Annotated in this window: 18 protein-coding genes; 13 read left to right on the forward strand and 5 right to left on the reverse strand. The window is 62.6% G+C overall.

The window, feature by feature from the left end; all coding sequences use genetic code 11:
* Positions 1–47 precede the first annotated feature (47 nt).
* The 4 genes from GIW81_RS07350 (at position 48) to GIW81_RS07365 (ending at position 5138) form a co-directional block, all read left to right on the forward strand.
* The gene (locus GIW81_RS07350) at positions 48–650 is read left to right on the forward strand and encodes a cysteine hydrolase family protein (protein ID WP_154738616.1); all 603 of its coding nucleotides are present in this window, start codon (positions 48–50) and stop codon (positions 648–650) included.
* Positions 651–669: 19 nt separating this feature from the next.
* Complete coding sequence (locus GIW81_RS07355; protein WP_154738617.1) at positions 670–1077, forward strand: DUF779 domain-containing protein; 408 nt, start codon at positions 670–672, stop codon at positions 1075–1077.
* 109 nt (positions 1078–1186) lie between these two features.
* Entirely contained in the window at positions 1187–4405 is a 3219-nt protein-coding gene (locus GIW81_RS07360) for an amino acid permease (RefSeq protein ID WP_210251912.1), read from the forward strand.
* A gap of 70 nt (positions 4406–4475) precedes the next feature.
* The gene (locus GIW81_RS07365) at positions 4476–5138 is read left to right on the forward strand and encodes a hypothetical protein (protein ID WP_210251913.1); all 663 of its coding nucleotides are present in this window, start codon (positions 4476–4478) and stop codon (positions 5136–5138) included.
* Between the two features lie 45 nt (positions 5139–5183).
* Here GIW81_RS07365 and GIW81_RS07370 read toward each other — a convergent pair whose 3' ends face one another.
* Positions 5184–6518, reverse strand: a complete 1335-nt coding sequence (locus GIW81_RS07370) for a metal-dependent hydrolase family protein (RefSeq protein ID WP_154738618.1) — start codon at positions 6516–6518, stop codon at positions 5184–5186.
* Positions 6519–6576: 58 nt separating this feature from the next.
* A complete protein-coding gene (locus GIW81_RS07375; protein WP_195930446.1) occupies positions 6577–6807 on the reverse strand; it encodes a hypothetical protein in 231 nt (76 codons plus the stop codon).
* A gap of 507 nt (positions 6808–7314) precedes the next feature.
* On the opposite strand from GIW81_RS07375, the gene GIW81_RS07380 reads away from it, so the two are divergent.
* The 3 genes from GIW81_RS07380 (at position 7315) to rsgA (ending at position 9861) form a co-directional block, all read left to right on the forward strand.
* Positions 7315–8367 (forward strand): fatty acid desaturase, encoded by a 1053-nt coding sequence (locus GIW81_RS07380; protein WP_229309107.1) that lies wholly within the window; start codon positions 7315–7317, stop codon positions 8365–8367.
* Positions 8364–8726, forward strand: a complete 363-nt coding sequence (locus GIW81_RS07385) for a hypothetical protein (protein ID WP_154738619.1) — start codon at positions 8364–8366, stop codon at positions 8724–8726. The genes GIW81_RS07380 and GIW81_RS07385 overlap by 4 nt, the downstream gene beginning before the upstream one ends.
* Positions 8727–8883: 157 nt before the next feature.
* Positions 8884–9861, forward strand: a complete 978-nt coding sequence (gene rsgA, locus GIW81_RS07390; RefSeq protein ID WP_154738620.1) for a ribosome small subunit-dependent GTPase A — start codon at positions 8884–8886, stop codon at positions 9859–9861.
* Positions 9862–9890: 29 nt separating this feature from the next.
* Here rsgA and GIW81_RS07395 read toward each other — a convergent pair whose 3' ends face one another.
* Together GIW81_RS07395 and GIW81_RS07400 are read right to left on the reverse strand one after the other, a co-directional pair.
* Positions 9891–10718 carry a transglutaminase-like domain-containing protein gene (locus tag GIW81_RS07395; RefSeq protein WP_154738621.1) on the reverse strand — a complete coding sequence of 276 codons (828 nt, stop codon included), beginning with the start codon at positions 10716–10718 and terminating at the stop codon, positions 9891–9893.
* Positions 10719–10761: 43 nt separating this feature from the next.
* Positions 10762–11136, reverse strand: coding sequence for a phasin family protein (locus tag GIW81_RS07400; RefSeq protein WP_154738622.1), 375 nt, complete (start codon positions 11134–11136; stop codon positions 10762–10764).
* A 558-nt stretch (positions 11137–11694) separates the two neighbouring features.
* On the opposite strand from GIW81_RS07400, the gene GIW81_RS07405 reads away from it, so the two are divergent.
* The 3 genes from GIW81_RS07405 (at position 11695) to GIW81_RS07415 (ending at position 14778) form a co-directional block, all read left to right on the forward strand.
* Entirely contained in the window at positions 11695–13374 is a 1680-nt protein-coding gene (locus GIW81_RS07405) for an arylsulfatase (RefSeq protein ID WP_154738623.1), read from the forward strand.
* A 67-nt stretch (positions 13375–13441) separates the two neighbouring features.
* Positions 13442–14467: a formylglycine-generating enzyme family protein gene (locus GIW81_RS07410; RefSeq protein WP_229309108.1), complete on the forward strand. Its 1026-nt coding sequence runs from the start codon at positions 13442–13444 to the stop codon at positions 14465–14467.
* A gap of 23 nt (positions 14468–14490) precedes the next feature.
* Positions 14491–14778: a hypothetical protein gene (locus GIW81_RS07415; RefSeq protein ID WP_154738625.1), complete on the forward strand. Its 288-nt coding sequence runs from the start codon at positions 14491–14493 to the stop codon at positions 14776–14778.
* 139 nt (positions 14779–14917) lie between these two features.
* Here the strand turns inward: GIW81_RS07415 and GIW81_RS07420 are convergent, their stop codons facing one another.
* On the reverse strand, positions 14918–15880 hold the full coding sequence (locus GIW81_RS07420; protein ID WP_154738626.1) for an AraC family transcriptional regulator: 963 nt from the start codon (positions 15878–15880) through the stop codon (positions 14918–14920).
* A gap of 132 nt (positions 15881–16012) precedes the next feature.
* On the opposite strand from GIW81_RS07420, the gene GIW81_RS07425 reads away from it, so the two are divergent.
* The 3 genes from GIW81_RS07425 to GIW81_RS07435 are packed head-to-tail and all read left to right on the forward strand — an operon-like array spanning position 16013 to position 18027.
* A complete protein-coding gene (locus GIW81_RS07425; RefSeq protein WP_154738627.1) occupies positions 16013–16966 on the forward strand; it encodes a hypothetical protein in 954 nt (317 codons plus the stop codon).
* Positions 16963–17193 (forward strand): (2Fe-2S)-binding protein, encoded by a 231-nt coding sequence (locus GIW81_RS19440; protein WP_154738628.1) that lies wholly within the window; start codon positions 16963–16965, stop codon positions 17191–17193. Before GIW81_RS07425 ends, GIW81_RS19440 begins: the two co-directional genes overlap by 4 nt.
* A gap of 18 nt (positions 17194–17211) precedes the next feature.
* Positions 17212–18027 (forward strand): class I SAM-dependent methyltransferase, encoded by an 816-nt coding sequence (locus GIW81_RS07435; protein WP_154738629.1) that lies wholly within the window; start codon positions 17212–17214, stop codon positions 18025–18027.
* Positions 18028–18034 lie beyond the last annotated feature (7 nt).

Consider the following 18034-nt stretch of genomic DNA (forward strand, 5'->3'; position numbering starts at 1 on the left):
GACAGCGCGGCCCTCGGGTCGCGCTGTTGTCGTGATGGAGACCATGAATGACTGAAGCCCGTCCCACGTTGCGCTCGCTGCTGGCGCTGCCCGACACCCCGGCGTCGCTCGCCAAATCGGCGCTAGTGCTGATCGACTGCCAGAACACCTATCGGGAAGGCATCATGCAGTTGGAAGGCGTCGAGCCGGCGCTCAATGAGTGCGCCAAGCTTTTGCAACGCGCCCGCGACGCCGGCACGACAATCATACATATCCAGCATGACGCGGGACCCGGCTCGCCATACGACGTCCGCGCACCGATCGGCGCCATTGCCGATGTCGTCGCGCCGCGTGCAGGCGAGCCCGTAATCATCAAGGCCTATCCCAGCTCGTTCGAGCAGACGAACCTCGACGCAGAGCTCAAGAAGCGCGGCGTCACCGACCTCGTCCTCGCCGGATTCATGACGCACGTGTGCGTGAACTCCACGGCACGCGCCGCATTCAACCACGGCTACCGTGCTACGGTCGTCGGCAACGCGACGGCGACGCGGGCCCTGCCGAACCCGGATGGTGGCGTGGTGCCGGCGGCAGCGATGCACACGGGCGCCCTGGCAGCATTGGCGGATATCTTTGCCATCGTGGTACCTTCGCAGGACAAGATCCCGGCGTAAGAAACAGGAGATCGCGAGCATGGTCGAGCGGGTCACGGTAACGCCGGCGGCCACGGCGCTGATCGAGAAGCTCGCAGCGCAGCACGGGCCACTGCTCTTCCATCAATCGGGCGGCTGCTGCGATGGCAGCGCGCCGATGTGCTACCCGCGGGGCGAGTTCAAGATCGGCGAGCGAGACGTCTACCTCGGCGAGATCGCCGGCTGCCCGATCTATATCTCCGGTCCGCAGTTCGAATACTGGCAGCACACGCACCTCATCATCGATGCGGTACCCGGGCGCGGCTCCGGCTTCTCGCTGGAGGCCCCCGAGGGACTGCGCTTCCTGACGCGCTCGCGCGTCTACACCGAAGAGGAGACCGACGCGCTCGATCGCATGGGGGCGCCCCCACGCGGGCCCGGCGCGATGGTGGCCGCGCAGCGTGCTTAACGAACCCTCAGCATCCCAACAAAACAACGTACACGGCTAATCCGATAAAATTGGAGTTACTGCAAACGCGAATAAATAACGCGCTTTAGGCAGTTTCAAAGACGCAGCAATGCGCGGTCGCCAGAAGCCGCGCAACCACGGGCGCAGCGTCTTCATGAGCGATACCGGCCACGTCATCACTCCGACGCCGCCACATCCACGCGTGCTCGGGTGGTTTGGCACCAGCGCCTTGGCGATGGGCGGCAGCAACCAGATGATCTTCATCATCGGTGCGCTCTTCATCGGCCAGGGTACGATCCTCGGACAGGGCAGCGCCGCGGTGCCGCTGCTCATCGTCGGCGTGCTGCTCGGCTGGGCCGCGGCACCGGCTTGGACCGAGTTGGTGCTCATGTGGCCCAACCGCGTCGGCGGTATCTCGGCGGCCTGCGCCGAGGCCTTCCGCCCCTATAACCCCGTGCTCTCGGTGCTCACCGGCACCTGCTACTGGTGGGGTTGGATTCCGACGTGCGGGCTGACTGCGCTTCTCTCGGCGGCAGCGTTCCAGCACTGGTACTTTCCCCATCTGCCGGTCGAACCGTTCGCCATCTGCATCGTTCTGCTGTTCACGTTCGTGAACCTGTGCGGGATCAAGTGGGTCGCCCGGCTGGCGATCCCGATCGCGACGGCCTCGGCGACGCTCGCCTTTCTGTCAGGTCTCATTCCAATCTTTGCGGGTGAGGTCGACTGGCAGCAAGCCTTCACCTTTCACCTCACAACCCCATTTGAGGGCTGGTTCGGCGATCTGACTTCGGTCATGGCCGGGCTCTACCTGATCGGCTTCACGGCACCTGCCTTCGAAGCGGCCGCAAGTCACGTCGGCGAGACCAAAGATCCCAATCGCAACGTGCCGCGCGCCATGCTCGCCTCCGCCTTCATGGCCGGAATCTACTTCATCCTGCTGCCGGTGGTGTGGCTCGGCGTGCTCGGCCCCGGGGCGCTCGGCCGTGACCTCGCCACAGTGCTCGGCCCGACCTTCGCGCCGCTGCTCGGCAACTTCGCCAAAGCGGCGGCGATCTGGTTCATCGTGCTCAACATGTTTCATGGCACGCTGCAGCCGCTCGCCGGCGCTGCCCGTACCATGTCGCAGCTGGCGGACGACGGCCTTCTGCCGCGGTTCCTCTCGTTGCGCATCGCCAAAACCGATTGCCCGTGGGCCGCTACCTCGTTGACTGCAGCCGTCGCCATCATCTTCCTACTCATGGGCGACCCGATTTGGATGATCGCTGCCGCCAATTTCACGTATCTAATCGGCATCTGCATGCCGAACATCGCGGCATGGCTGTTGCGCCGTGACATGCCGCATGCCGAGCGGCCCTACCGCGCGCCGCGCGGCACCATCATGCTCGGCGTGTTCGCCGCCGGCGTCTGGCTCGTATCCGCCATCCTCGGCTTCCAGCAGTTTGGTCTCCCGACGGTCGTATTCGGCCTGTTCCTGGCCTACTCCGGCGCGGCGCTCTACGCCTGGCGCGTGATCGAGGATCGTCGCCGGGAAGGCCTTCCGGCGCTGGCGCAGACGCTGCACGTCAAGCTCACCGGCGCCATGGTGCTGGTGCTCGTCCTCGACGGCATTGCCTACCTTCTGGCCGTCAACACGGTTTCCACAACGCACCACCCCGAGCTCGTGTCGGTGCTGGCCGATATTTTTGTCGTCGTCGCCCTGCTCACCATCAGCGTCGGGCTGGTTCTGCCGGGTATGATCACCTACTCGGCGAAGGAGGTCAGCGCAGCGGCCAAGCGGCTCACCTCCGGAACGCTTAATGACTTTTCGGTTGCGATGCGCGCGCTCGGCAGGGGAGACCTCGACGCGGCCCATGCGTCCGTCAACATCGTGCCGGTGAAGCCCAACTCCAACGACGAACTGGGCGAGATGGCCGACAACTTCAACGTCATGCAAGAGCGGGTGAAGGACGCCGCCTATGGCCTCGACGAGGCACGCGAGAACATGCGCAAGGCTCGCGCCGAGCTTCTTGCGCGCCACGCCGAGATCGCGCACCTCGCGCACCACGATCCACTCACCAATCTGCCCAATCGCACCCTGCTTGCCGCCGAACTCACCGAAGTGTTCGACCGCGCCAAGTCGCGGGGCGAAAGCTTCGCGGTATTGACCGTAGACCTCGACCACTTCAAGGAAGCCAACGACGTGTTCGGCCACGTTGTCGGGGACGAATTGCTTTGCGCGATAGCGCGCCGCCTGGAAGTTGCAGCCAACGGCTCGTTCGTCGCCCGTATCGGCGGCGACGAATTCACCCTGATTTCCGCAATCCGCGAGCAGCCCTTGGCGGCGCAAGCCCTGGCCAACCGTCTCTTGCAGGCGGTCTCGACACCGTTCGACATCCAGGGACAGCACATCCCCATCGGCCTCAGCATCGGCGCCGCCGTCTATCCCAACGACGGGGCCGACACGTTCGCCCTGCTCGCCAATGCCGACGCGGCGCTCTATCGGGCGAAGGAAAGCGGACGCAGAACAGTTCGTTTCTTCGACCCCGATCTCGACCGGCGTCTGCGCGACCGCTTTGCCCTGCAGCTCGACTTGCGCTCCGCCTTGGATCGCAAGGAGCTGCTGCTCTACTATCAACCGCAGGCAAAGATCGACGGCCGCGTGTTCGGGTTCGAGGCACTGGCGCGCTGGAATCACCCGACGCGGGGCATGGTGCCGCCGACGGAGTTCATCACGCTCGCCGAGCAGAATGGCACAATCGTCGAGATCGGCGCCTGGGCGCTTCGCGAAGCTTGCCGCGAGGCCGCTTCGTGGCGCGAGCCGCTGCAGATCTCAGTAAACCTCTCCCCCATCCAATTCCGCTATGGCGACCTCGCCAGCCTCGTACACCTCGCATTGTTGGACACGGGGCTGTCGCCGGACCGGTTGGAGTTGGAGATCACCGAAGGCGTCATATTCGACGATCCCTCCCGTGCGCTGTCGGTCCTGCGCCGACTGAAATCGCTCGGCGTGAAAATCGCTATGGACGACTTCGGTACCGGCTACGCCTCGATGTCGTCGCTGCAGTCATTCCCCTTCGACAAGATCAAGATCGACCGCAGCTTCGTGTCGAGCATCGAGACCAACGCCCAGTCGGCGGTCATCGTCCGGTCGATCATCGGCCTCGGCGAGGCGCTGAGGATCCCCGTGATCGCCGAGGGCGTCGAAACCGAGGCCGAACGCTCAATTCTTTGGCAGGAAGGCTGCACGGAGATTCAGGGCTTCCTCGTCGGCCACCCGATGCCGATCAGCGCCTATGTGGGGATTGTGGACGGGGACGGCTCAAATCACCACGCGGCCCAGGCGGGATGAGGGGTGCACGCCGCTTCCATGCCGGCGTGTGGCCCTGCCGCACTAGGAATTCTGCCCGATCACAACGACATTGCGGCGCGAGTCAGCCGGCGCCAACTCGCTTCCCAACGCCAATCTCCTACGGACCGACATGAAGCCGTCCCACCTTCCCCTCGCCCTGCTGCTCTGTCTTTCGGCGGCCGGCCCGGTAGCTGCGCAAGACGCTCCCGCCGCCACCACTGATAAAGAAACGATCGAAATCGAGGACGGTGCCGACATCCCCATCGACGATGGCACCATCGACGAGAGCGCGAAGGAGCCGCCGCGTCCGGCGCCGGTCAAGAAGGACGCCCCGTTTGCCGAGCTCCCGGGCCGCTGGGTGGGCGAGGGCCGCATCGGCATGGCGGAAGGCAAGATGGAGTCGGTGAAGTGCCGCGCCACCTACTTCGTCAATGGCACCGGCAACGAGCTGAAGCAGAACATCCGCTGCGCGTCGGCCGGCGGCAAGGTCGAAGTCAAGAGCAACGTCATCGCCAAGGACGGCAAGCTCAGCGGCACGTGGAACGAGCTCGTCTATAACCTCGGCGGCGACATGACTGGCGAGGTCACGCAGCGCGGCTTCCGCATCACGGTGCGCGGCGGCGACTTGACGGCGAACATGGACGTCATCGTCATGAACGACCGGCAGATTGTCGAGATCCAGTTTTTCAACAGCTCGCTGCGCGGGCTGACGCTCATCCTCAAAAAGGGCTGAGCATCTTTCCTGCCATTTCGGTGCGACTTCGGAATCCTGCGCTGTCTAGAGCGTATCCTTGTAGATCTTCCCGTCCTTCATGATGACGACGAAGTTCTTCGCCGGGTCCTCGATCAACTTGATGTCGGCAAGCGGATCGCCGTCGATCAGCAGCAGGTCGGCCAGCGCCCCTTCTTCGACGACGCCGAGCTTGCCCGGGTAGGGATTGCGCTTCCCGGACATGGCCAGCAACTCGCCGTTGGTTCCAGTCGCCATGGCGAGCGTTTCGGCGGGGGTATACCAGCGAGCAAACTTCGTCAGCAATTCGCCCTGGCGCTGCGCGAGCCTTTGGGAAAATAGGATGTCTGTGCCCCAAGCAATCTTGAGCTTGTACTTTTTGGCCAGCGCGATGGTTTGGTCGGTGCCGGCGAACACCTCGAACGCCTTGGCCCGTTCTTGCGACCCCGGCGGAAACGCATCGGCCAGCTCGTCCGGAAACGCCTGCGTGCTTAGCCAGATGCCTCGCTCCCCGATCAGCTTTGCCGTCGGCTCGTCCATAAGGTGGCCGTGCTCGATGCACTTCACGCCCGCGGCGATGGCGCGCTGGATCGAAACCGGCGTGTAGGCGTGCACGGTGACGTAGGTTCCCCAGTTCTCCGCCGCCTCGACAGCGGCGCGCAGCTCGTCCTCCGTGAATGTGGAGACGTCGAGGGGGCTGTTGGGTGAGGCAACTCCACCGCCCGCCGTCAGCTTGATTTGCGACGCGCCCTGCAGAAGCTGCTCGCGCACGCGCACGCGGACTTCATCCGGACTGTCGGCGACCATGGCGGCGCCGGTCTGCTCCTGCCGCGACAGGGGGGCGCCGAGGACGCGAGGCAGGTCATGCGCGTGACGGAAGTCGCCGTGACCGCTGGTGATGGTGATAATAGCGCCGGATGGATAAATGCGCGGGCCGGCGACGATGCCTTCGTCGATGGCGCGCTTCAGTCCGAACGATGGCCCGCCCACGTCGCGAACGGTGGTGAACCCGCGCATCAACGTGTCCGTAGCCTCGGCGCCCGCCACCAAGTTCATGTAACCAACGTCATCCACGAGCAACGCTGCCGGAGTGGGCCGAACAAGCATCGCGTGCCAATGCGCGTCGATGAGCCCCGGCATGAGCGTACGCCCACCACCGGCGATGATCTTCGCCGAGGAGTTCCCATCGATCGGAATGGGGTCTTTTGAGATCTTTTCGATCGTGTTGCCGCGGACGAGAACGTTCATATTGGCGCTGAGCTGCTCGCTCTTGCCGTCGAAGATGCGAACGTTCTCGAACACTGTGAGTGCGGGTGACTCAGCGGCGTGCGCGGTATGTACGAGACAAAGCACGGCGGCAACGGTCGAAGTCCGGCAGAACATCGGATTCTCCTGTCGAGCCCCTTGCGCTCAACTCATCTAGGAATGCTAGACCGTCATGCTAGTGACCATGGGTGTCCTCAATCCCCAGGAGCGCTAGCGCTTCGGCCAGCGTTTTCTCGCACTCTTCGTCTTTCTTGGCCATGTGCATCTCTTCAGCGCTCGCGCGCGCGGCTTTGACCTTCGCCATGTCGGCATCGCTCAGCTTGGCGGTTGCCATCGCCTTGTCGACGGCGGCTATATCCTCGTCGCAATGTATTCCCCCGGCAAATGCCGGCGCGGCCAATCCCATCGCGACAACGGTGGCTAGGGTCCGGACTTTCATCACTTTAGACCTTTCATTTTGTTGCTTGGTTGAGCCGAGTTCTTGAAGCGTCCGAACTCGTCTATAACCTAGGCGGCGATATGACCGGCGAGGTGACGCAACGCGGCTTCCGCATCAGAGCAGATCGGCCAGCGCCCCTTCTTCGACGACGCACCCAAATTGACGAGCGCCAGTCAGCCTACTGCCAACTCGCTTCAGCATGATGTACCCGGGCGAGGCTAAATGGCCACGGCTCGACGGCATCGATGGTAGAAACGAGCATCGCCGCTCCCCGCGGGGCGGCTGCCCTTGCGCACAAAAACGCCATGTCTTCCTGCCATTTCGGTGCGCCCTATGACGGGCCAATGGCCGCAGCGCGAATAAGAAGTGCGCGCAATAGACCTTCCATCGCCCCCCCGCACTCCTGCTATAACCCGCTCTGCATTGCGCGGCTCGACCGACGATGGCCCGCGCGCGACCAGGCAAGGATACCCATTGACCGACGAAATATCTTCCGGTGTTGCGAGGAGCGCACGCGAGTGGGCTTCTCTTCTCAATCGCTATCGTGAGCCGAGCGCCGCGCGCAGCACCTTCGAACTCGCTGTTACAGTGGCCGCCTTCAGTCTGGCCTGGCTCTTGATGTGGGCGGTGCTTCCTCTCGGCTACGGACTTACACTGCTCCTCGCCCTGCCCGCAGCGGGCTTGCTCGTGCGCCTCTTCGTTGTCCAGCATGATTGCGGTCATGGCGCTTTTTTCCGAACGCGGAGCACCAATGACTGGGTAGGGCGGGCGATCGGCGCGCTGACCCTGACGCCCTACGACGCTTGGCGGCGCAGCCACAACACGCATCACGCCAGCTCCGGCAACCTCGATGAGCGGGGCATCGGTGACATCGATACGCTTACCGTCCGCGAATATCTGCAGCGGTCGCGTTGGCGGCGGCTCTGTTACCGAGCCTACCGTCACCCGCTCGTCATGTTCGGTATTGGCCCTGCCTATCTGTTTCTTGTGCGGCACCGGCTGCCGATCGGATATATGCGCAAAGGTTGGGAGCCATGGATCAGCACGATGGCGACCAACGCTGCTACCGCGGCGCTAATCACCGCCATGATCTGGCTGGTCGGCGCCGGGCCCTTCTTGCTCGTGCACTTGCCGATCACGCTTCTCGCAGCCTCGATGGGCGTGTGGCTGTTCTACGTGCAGCACCAGTTCGAGGAAACGTCCTGGGCCGAGGATGCGGATTGGAAAATGCAGGAGGCGGCGTTACACGGCAGCTCGCACTATGACCTGCCACCGGTTTTGCGTTGGCTGAGCGGCAACATCGGCGTGCACCACGTGCATCATCTGTGCAGCCGCATTCCGTTCTATCGGCTGCCGGAAGTCCTGCGCGATCATCCCGAGCTCAACGAAACGAGCCGATTAACGATCCGGGAAAGCCTGGACTCCGTTCGTCTGGTGTTGTGGGACGAGGACGCAAAGCGGCTAATCTCATTCAAAGACCTTCGCCGCCACAGTTTACACTCTTCCGACGCCGAGGTCGCGGCGTGAACGCTGCACCTAGCTATCGGGAACGTCGTTTTGTGCAGGACTTCATTGTGCGGCGCGCGGAAGGGTGTCAGGCTCGCCTGATGGTCAGCAAACAGCCCGTGCCGTTCGGCGGCGTCTATGGATGGCTCGCCGATCTAACGGTAACGCGGAAGACGGCAAGCGCTAAAGGCGGATACTCGAAGTCCGCGCCCACGACCGAAAGCTACTACGTTTCTGAGCCGGACGAGCGCCGAGCCCTACTGGCGATCCGTGCGCACGCCGACGCCGGAAAGGACGCCACCCTTACGACCAGGCGATCCTTATCGCGCAATGAGATTGCGCGCCTGGGATTAAGACCGGGTCAGGTGAAGGCGGGCTAAGCTTTCGGCGAACATCCTCGATCATTCATGGATTATTGCAGGCGGGGACGTTGTTTGAGGCTCACTCTCGCGAGCGAACCCGAGCGGCCTCGCGAGGCGACTGCGCTCGTGTACCTTGCGGCAGTCCGTAGAATTTCCGCCGCGCCGAGGTGCAAGCATGACATTTGAGGCATTGGGCTGGAGCGGCGAGCGGCAGGCGGATTTCGCCGTGCGCGCCGCGGCTGGCCTGATACCTGGACGTGTCGTCGGCGAGCACCGCAGCCACTTCAGGGTCGCCACTGAGGCGATCGAACTTTCGGCCGAGATGACCGGCCGCCTCAGGAATGCGGCCGTGCAGCGCTCGGATCTGGCCGGCGTCGGCGATTTCGTAGCGTTGCGGCTCGCGACCGGCGACGGCTCGGCGAGCATCGAGGAAGTGCTGCCGCGGACGAGCGCTCTGGTTCGCAAGGCCTCGGGCGAAGAGCGGCCGCAATTGCTGGCGGCCAACGTCGATGTCGTTTTCATCGTCACGGCGCCGGACGGCGATTTCAATCTACCGCGCCTCGAGCGGCTGCTGACGCTGGTCGCCGATAGCGGCGCCGCGCCGGTAATCGTTCTCAACAAGTCGGATCTCAGCGATGACGTAGCCGGGATGACCGGTGAGATCACCACCATTGCTCCGGGTGTTCCCGTGCATGCCATCGGCGCCCGCAGCGGCGACGGCATCGCCGAGATCGAGCAATACTTCGCCGGCAATCGCACCGTCGGCCTCATCGGCTCGTCGGGTGTGGGCAAGTCGACGCTGACCAACCAGTTTCTAGGGCGGGCGGCACAAGCGACGCAGGAAGTTCGCGCGCACGATAGCCGCGGTCGCCATACGACGACGCATCGCCAGCTGTTCCTGCGTCCGCACGGCGGTTCGATCATCGACACGCCGGGCATGCGCGGCGTCGAGCGGTGGCTTCCAGGCAATGATAGCGGAGGCAACTTCGACGACATCCAGACGCTGGCGCTCGAATGCAAGTTCAGCAATTGCCGCCATGAAGCCGAGCCTAAATGTGCGGTGCGGGCGGCTGTTGCGCGCGGCGAGCTCGATGCCGAACGCGTCGCCGGCTACGTGCAGCGGGCGCGCGAGACAAAATCCAGCGCGCGGTAGGCACCGCCGTCGGATGGACAAGGGACAGCTCAGTTCACCCGCGCCGAGGACTCGGAAACCTCGTCCGTCCACACCTTGAAACTTTCGAGCGTGTTGGGTCCGAAGGTCGTCGTCATGGCGACGTCGGCAGCGTCACGTCCGCGCGCGATCAGTACCCGGCCGATGCGCGGCACGTTGTTGCGCGGATCGAATGTGTACCAGTGACCGCCGATGTAAGCCTCGAACCACGCCGCGAAATCGCCGGGCGGATACGGCGGCGGTGTCCCGACGTCACCAAGATAACCGGTGCAATAGCGGGCCGGGATGTTCAGCGCTCGACAGAAGGCCACGGCGAGATGCGCGTAGTCGCGGCAGACGCCTTGCTTTTCGGCATAAGCTTCCGACGCCGTCCGCGTCACCCGCGCATGCGCATAGCCGAACTCGATATGCTTATGGACGAAGTCGCAGATGGCCTGCACGCGGCCCCAGCCGGGCTTTGCGCGGCCAAACAGCTTCCACGCCAGATCCAGCATCTGATCGCTGTCGCAGAAGCGGCTGGCGAGCAGAAAGACGAGCGCCTCTTCGGGCAAATCCTCGACCGGAATCTGGGCCGCGTTGGGGACGACCGTATCGGGCTTTCCCGTGTCGGTGACGACAGCGTTGGTCGAGATGCTCACCTTGCCCTTCGGGGCGACGATCCGGCAGCACCAGTTGCCGAACCCGTCGCGATAGCCGGAGATCGGCACGGCGGGATTGACGATGACGCTGTCGGGAGCCGCTAGGTTCGCCACGCGCGAGAAGTGAATGTTGAGCATCAAGATGGCGGGTGTCGGTTGGGGAAACGCGTACTGCAGTTCGTAGCCGACACGAAGTTTCATCTCGCCATCCTGTTTTTCCAAACCTCTTGAAGCCGCGCGTCGCTCAAGCCGGTCCCTTCTTGACGGCGTCGGCCATCAAGCGCCCCAACTCCTGGGCCTGCAGAGCATACGTCTGCATCTGGCTCTGGGCGTAGTGGGTCTGCAGCGAGATGACGTCCTGGATGTCCTTGGCATTGGCCAAGGAGCTCGCCAGAGCAAAACCGGCGTCGGCGTTCTGCTTGGCGAAACGCACCGCACGGTCCTGAACGGTCTTGAAGCCGGACGTCATCTCGTTGGGCGGCATCGCGCCCCACCACATGCTCATGGCTTGCGTCATCGCGTTCATGAACTGGCCGTACGCCGCACTTGCCTGCTCAACGTTCTTCTCGGCGATGTCGCGAAACTGCTGGGGGATGTCAAAGGGCTGGTTGTTTGCCATGTGCTCCACTTCATTATTTGAATTCGAGCCCTCGCGTAGACCGCGTAGCTAGCCGCTTGGTGCCCTGAGCCCCCAGGATAGCACGGAAATACTCAGGATGCCTTCTGCCTGCTTGGTACGGTGCGCGGCGGCGACCTGACGGCCAACATGGACGTCATCATCATGAACGACCGGCAGATTATCGAGATTTCAGTTCTTCAACAGCTCGCTGCGCGGGCTGACGCTCATTCTCAACAGGGCTGAGACTTGACCGCACACTCTCTTCCGCTATGGGGCCCCCAGAAATGCGACGGCCATGCAAACAGAGCCATAGGCGCCGTCTAGGCGAGCGATTTCAAACGAACCGAGCCAGCGATTGTTTACCATGGGGCCTCAATTCACAATCGGGACCTTCAGTGCAGAAACTATTTCGATCATTGTAGCGCTCTGCCTTAGGTCGCTCGCCGGTTGACGATTCGTGGGCATCGCACGGGGGGAACGCTAAGCCGGCGTCTCAAATCACGGAGGCGCCCCGTGCTAACATTGCATCGATTGCTCAAGTTATTTGCGCTGACGGCAATGAGCGCCGCAGCAATCGCTTTGTCAGCGATTGGCCCGTCGGCCATCGCCCAAACAAACAAGCCCAACATCCTCTTCATTATGGGAGACGACATCGGTTGGATGCAGCCAAGCATCTATCACCGCGGTCTTGCCGTCGGAGAGACACCCAACATCGATCGCATCGGACGAGAAGGTGCGATCTTCATGACCTACTATGCCGAGCAGAGCTGCACGGCGGGCCGCAATGCCTTTTTCACCGGCATGCATCCGCTGCGAACCGGCATGATCCCTCCGCAGCTTCCGGGCAGCCCATCCTATTTGCGACCCGGCACCCCGGCGATCGCATGGTTCCTGCGCGATCTCGGCTACAACACCGGCGAGTTTGGGAAGAACCATCTCGGCGATCACACCGACGCTCTGCCGACCGCGCATGGCTTCCACGAATTCTGGGGCTATCTCTATCATCTCGACGCGATGCAGGGCGTCAGCTTCCCCGACATCAACAAGACGCCTACCGAGCAGACCGTGGCTCCGCCGTGCAAAAACACGCCAGTTCCCGGCCTGCCTGAGGTTGCCGGCGCTGTGGATCCCGCGACGTCCGTGTGCCTGACACCGCCGCGGCCGGTGATCTGGTGCAAGTCCTCCGACGGGACCTCGGCGAACCAGACCTGCAAGGACGAGGGTCCGCTCACGTTAGACCGCTCGAAGACGGTGGATGAGGAGATCTCGGCCAAGGTCATCGACTTCCTCGACCGCAACGATCCCGCGAAGACCAGCAAGCCCTTCTTCGTCTGGTACAACCCCGCGCGCATGCACATCACCACCGTGCTGTCCGACAAGTACATGGGCATGGTGGGTGAGCCCGGCGGCAAGGACTGGGGCGTCAACGAAGCCGGCATGAAGCAGATGGACGACAACATCGGCCTCGTGCTCAAGAAGCTCGAAGCGATGGGCCAGCTCGACAACACGATCGTGGTCTTCACGACCGACAACGGTGCCGAAACCATCACATATCCCGACGGCGGCACAACGCCCTTCCAGGGCGGCAAGCTGACCACCTGGGAAGGCGGCATGCGTGCACCGATGCTCGTTCGTTGGCCTGGCCACATCGCACCAGGCACGATCAAGAACGACATCTTCTCGTCGCTCGACTGGCTGCCGACGTTCGTTGACATCGCCGGCGGTGCCAAGGGCAACGAGCTAAAGGCTCAGATCGAGAAGGGCGCCTATCCCGGCATCGTCAAGACCACGCTCGATGGTGTCAACCAGATCGACTATCTCACCGGAAAATCCGAAAAGTCGGCGCGCGATACCTTCTTCTACTACTCCGGCAAGGACCCGTCGGCGGTCCGCTACAAGAACTGGAAGATTTACTTCACGATGGTGTCGCAGTCACCCGAGGGCTTTGTCGCCGGTGCTCTTCCCTATCACTGGGCGCAAGTCGCCAACATCAAGCGCGATCCCTTCGAGACCTCCGTGGGTGATCGGCCGAAGACGATACTGGGTTTGGGCGGCGCTCTCGGTGGAGCGGCCACGGCGTACATCTATGACTGGAACATGCTGCCCCTCGGACAATCACTGTGGCTGAAGGAACTCGAAACCTACAAGGAGTTCCCGCCGATGCAGGACCCGGCGAGCTACAATCTCGATCAGGTGATGAACCAGCTCAAAAAGCCTCCGGCCGGGATGGGCCAGTGACCTGATCAACGGGTGCCCCACTTGAGTGAGGCGCCCGTTTCTCGCTCGAGCTACTGGAGCCATCGCCATGAGTTGCGTGGGCGACGTTCTCCGTATCGCCTATATCGGGCTCCTAGGTCCCCTTGGAGCGCTGGCTTTCCTCGTCGGCAACGCCAATTCAGCTCAACCAAGCTGTGCGAGTTACCGCGGGTTCCCGCAAGACAAGGGCGACAAGGGCGGCATGGTCTTCGTCGGGGGCGGCAGCTTCGTCATGGGCTCCGACCGGCAACGCGCCGAAGAACGTTCCAGTCATGTCGTCAAGGTCGATGGTTTTTGGATCGACCAGCACGAGGTGACGAACGCCCAGTTCGCGAGCTTCGTCGGAGCCACGGGATACAAGACGATCGCTGAGCGTGGGGTCAATCCCAAGACGCGTCAGAGCCTCTACGCGCCGGGGTCGGTGCTGTTCATTCAGCCAACCACCTTTGATCAGCGGGGCCGCACCCAGTGGTGGAAATATGTCAATGGCGCCAACTGGCGTGCACCGGAAGGGCCACGCTCCTCCATCAAGGGGAGGGAGAACCATCCCGTAGTGCATGTCGCCTACGAGGACGCGCTCGCCTATGCGCGCTGGCGCGGGCGCGAACTCCCCACCGAGGCGCAATGGGAGTTTGCCGCACGCGGGGGTAAACAGGGCGATGATTGGAGCCAAGCCTTCGACGCCGACGGCAAGCCTACTGCCAATAGCTGGCAGGGCGTCTTTCCCGCCTTCGACACGCGAGAGGACGGCTATACCGGCACCGCGCCAGTCGGCTGTTTTCCGCCGAACGACTACGGGCTCTACGACATGATCGGCAATGTCTGGGAGTGGACGAACGACTGGTACGTGCCCGGCCATCCACGCGAACCGGTCGTCAATCCAACCGGGCCCAATATACTGCGGGTGCGCCTCACGCCTGGAGCAAGCCCTAGCAAGGTTATCAAGGGCGGCTCCTACCTTTGCGCTCCCAATTTCTGCTCACGTTACCGGTCGAGTGCGCGCCAGCCGCAAGAGGCCGATCTCAGCGCCGGCCACATCGGGTTTCGCACGGTGCTGAATGCCCGAGGGCCATAGGCACAAATAGAGGAGTCGGTGAAATGCTCTACTCCTTGGTCCAACGTGCATTTGCAATCGCTCTCATCGTCGCGCTTGGCACGCCCGGTGGACGCGTCTTCGCGTTCGAGCTTGCTCAAGCAGACCCGCCAAAGCAGGCGGTGCCGGACGAGGCCGAGAAGATCTTGCAGGACTCCAAGAAGCAAGATCCGGAAACCTCCAAGGAGATTGCCGAATGCATGAACCAATGGGGGCCGCAGACCCAGATGACGAAGGAGGAATGGGCCGCAAGCTGCCGGAAAACTCTGCGGTACTTCCCGGAAGAACCATAGAGGGGCGGCTATGCCGGTATGGGTCGCGTGTAGCCGTCGCGGACGCTCCGTCCACGTCGTCCGCTTTGGACTATTGGCTGAACTTCCCTCCACATCTGCTCCGCCGACTCGCTGAACAAGGCGTCGAGTTTTGACCTGGCTAGCTATTCGAACGTCGCCAAGTGGCTGGCGCCGTGCCGAATGCCTTCTTAAACGCACGGGAGAATGCGGCCTCGGAATCATAGCCCACCGTCTCGGCAATTTGTGCGAGGGACGCATTTGTTTTGCGAAGCTTCTGAGCCGCGACTTCCATGCGCCAACTGGCGACGTAGTGCATCGGCGGCACGCCAATCAGACGAATGAAGCGATCGGCCAGTGCAGAGCGTGACAGGCCTACCTCGCGGCCAAGGTCATCGACGGTCCAACGGCGAGTGGTGTCGCGATGCAGCAGCGCTAATGCCCGCGCCACGAAGGGTTCGCGCAAACCGGCAAACCACCCGGCCTGGCCATCCGGCAAGGTTTCCGCGTAACGGCGCACCGCCTCTACGAACAACAGTTCCGACAGCTTCGCCAGCACCGTCTCGGAGCCCACGCGGCCGGCGGACACTTCTTCAGCAGCGTACTGGAAGGTTGAGCGTATCCATTCCGCCGCTCCACCTTGCTCGACGTTGAGCTTGAGCAGCGGCGGCAGGGTAGAGATAACGGGATTGCCTTTGGCGCTATTGCAACCGAGGAAGCCGCAAATCATTCGCGTGCGTTCGCCGGAGCCCCCATGGTGGATGGAGAACAGCCCGCCGTCCTTCGGCGGGTGAATAATATCACTGCCCACTACTGGCGCGACGCTCAAATCGCTGCCGATAAGATGCAGATCATTTCGCGGCAGTAGAACTACCTCCCCGGCCCCGACCACGAGTTCGTTTCCATCCTCACCCTCGACGCGGATGCGAAAGCTACCCTCGATGACGTAGTGATAAATGATCAGGTGGGACGCCGGCCCGAGTGCAGGCGCGCAGTGTTCGGGCGAGAGACGTCCCGCCACGCACCACGGCGCGAAAAACTCGGCGTGCAAAAACACGCCGCCGGTTAAATTCGCTACCTTCAAGACGTCGGACAACGCGTCCATGTCTGCCTTCTACTAGCATCCGGTGTTTCGGTCATGTCTCCCGGTGGGGCCGTCATAGAGCCTCAACCGCCTGCCGGCGTACGAATTGGCAGCTTCAGCTGACGGCATACGCTCAGGGAGAGGAAACCGAAAATGAATGCGATCGACAAAGTTCCGCACAGCGAACGGTATGCACGGTGCATTGAGACGTCCAAGCGGATGCGTTGGGATATAGACGAGGACGTAATCCGGGGGCGCCGCTTCGATGTTGCCCATAAGTTCCTTCCGGACGGGCTTTCCCTGGCCAATGCGTTCACGACCCTGTCGACTGATGAAAAGAGGTTCGTGAGCCAGATCCAGGGCCGCACCTACGCCAATGTCTTTGGGCTGGTCGAGCGCTTCATCAATGCCAAGGTCCTCGAACTGAGCCACGATCACTGGTTCGGCGACCAGGTTGCACTTGAGGCGCTGGTTCGGTTCAGCGACGAGGAGTTGAAGCACCAAGCACTGTTCCGCCGCATCGACACGATGATCGGCGACGTCCTGCCCGGCGGCTATCGCTTCGACGTCGACCCCAACGCCGTCGCCCACGCCGTGCTCGGCAAGAGCACCTGGGCGGTCCTGGCGCTGACGCTGGATATCGAGCTTTTCACTCAGCTCCACTATCGCCAGAGCATAGACCCCGACAGCGAACTCTCCGAACTGTTTAAGGACGTCTTCCTCTATCACTGGAGGGAGGAAAGCCAGCACGCGATCCTCGACGAACTCGAGTGGGTGCGCCACGACGCCGATCTAACGGCGGAGGAACGCAACCGGGCAGTCGATGAGTTCATCGACTTGGTCGGCGCGGTGGACGGCGTCCTGCAAGGCCAAGCCAACGCCGATGCAGGTTACTTCGCAATGAAGTGCGGACGTGCGGTCGACGAGGCCGAGGAGCAGGCCATAAAGGCTGCATTCCTCAACGCATACCGCTGGCAATACATCCACTCGGGGGCCCAGCACCCACAGTTCGGCAAGGTATTGGCCAGCCTCATCACCGAAAGCCAGGGTCAGCGGATTCAGGCTGCGCTCGCCACGCTCGCCAATAGCCCCGAGGTCGTGTCGTGATCATATGTTCTTGCAACGCCCTCAGTGATAGCCAAGTACGTGCAGTGGCCAATCGGAATAACGGCCTGCGCGTGACCCAGGTGCATTTCTCTCTCGATTGCCGACCAAGGTGCGGGCGGTGCTTCAGCACAATAGAAGCGATCCTCGAGAGCAAAGCCGATGCTGCAGCTGCGTGTCGGCTCCCGATCTTGAACTCCGCTGATGTCGCGCGGCGGCCAGCGCCATAAAATGGATGGGAGAGCCCAATGAATCAAAACAAGGCCCTGTGGGAAAAAGGCGACTTCACACGCATTGCCGCAAGCATGCGCGAGAGCGGTGAGGCGCTTGTCGGCAAGCTCGGGGTCAAGAACGGGCTCAAGGTCCTGGACCTTGGCTGTGGCGACGGCACGACGGCGCTACCTGCGGCGAAACTTGGCGCCGACGTGCTTGGCGTGGATATCGCCCGCAACCTTGTCGAGGCGGGGAACCGGCGTGCCCGGGAGCTGGGCCTCACGAACCTCCGGTTCCAGGAAGGCGATGCGACTGATCTGGCCGAACTGCAGGACAAAACGTTCGACCTTGTCGTCAGCATCTTCGGCGCCATGTTTGCCCCGAAGCCGCTCGATGTCGCGAAGGAGATGGTGCGTGTGACTCGCCCCGGCGGCCGGATCATCATGGGAAACTGGATTCCCAATGATCCGACCCTGGTCGCGCAGATCCTGAAAATCAGTGCCGCCTACGCGCCGCCACCACCTGAGGGGTTCATCAGCCCCATGACGTGGGGAATCGAGGACAACGTGATCGAGCGATTTGCAAGCGCCGGTGTCCCGCCGGACAACGTGTCGTTCGTCCAGGATACGTACGTGTTCAACTTCGCAAGCGCGCCATCCGAGGCCGTGAATGCATTCCGACGCTACTACGGCCCCACCATGAATGCGTTCGAGGCGGCAGAGAAAAACGGACGCGCCGACGACCTAAAGAAGGAATTGGATGCGCTGTTCGAGACCCAGAACACCAGTTCACGGAAGGACGCCACGTCGATCCCTGCAACTTTCCTTCGCGTGACGGTACGGATCGCTTAGGACTCAG

It is taken from the genome of Hyphomicrobium album (genome assembly GCF_009708035.1).
GTDB lineage: Bacteria > Pseudomonadota > Alphaproteobacteria > Rhizobiales > Hyphomicrobiaceae > Hyphomicrobium_A > Hyphomicrobium_A album.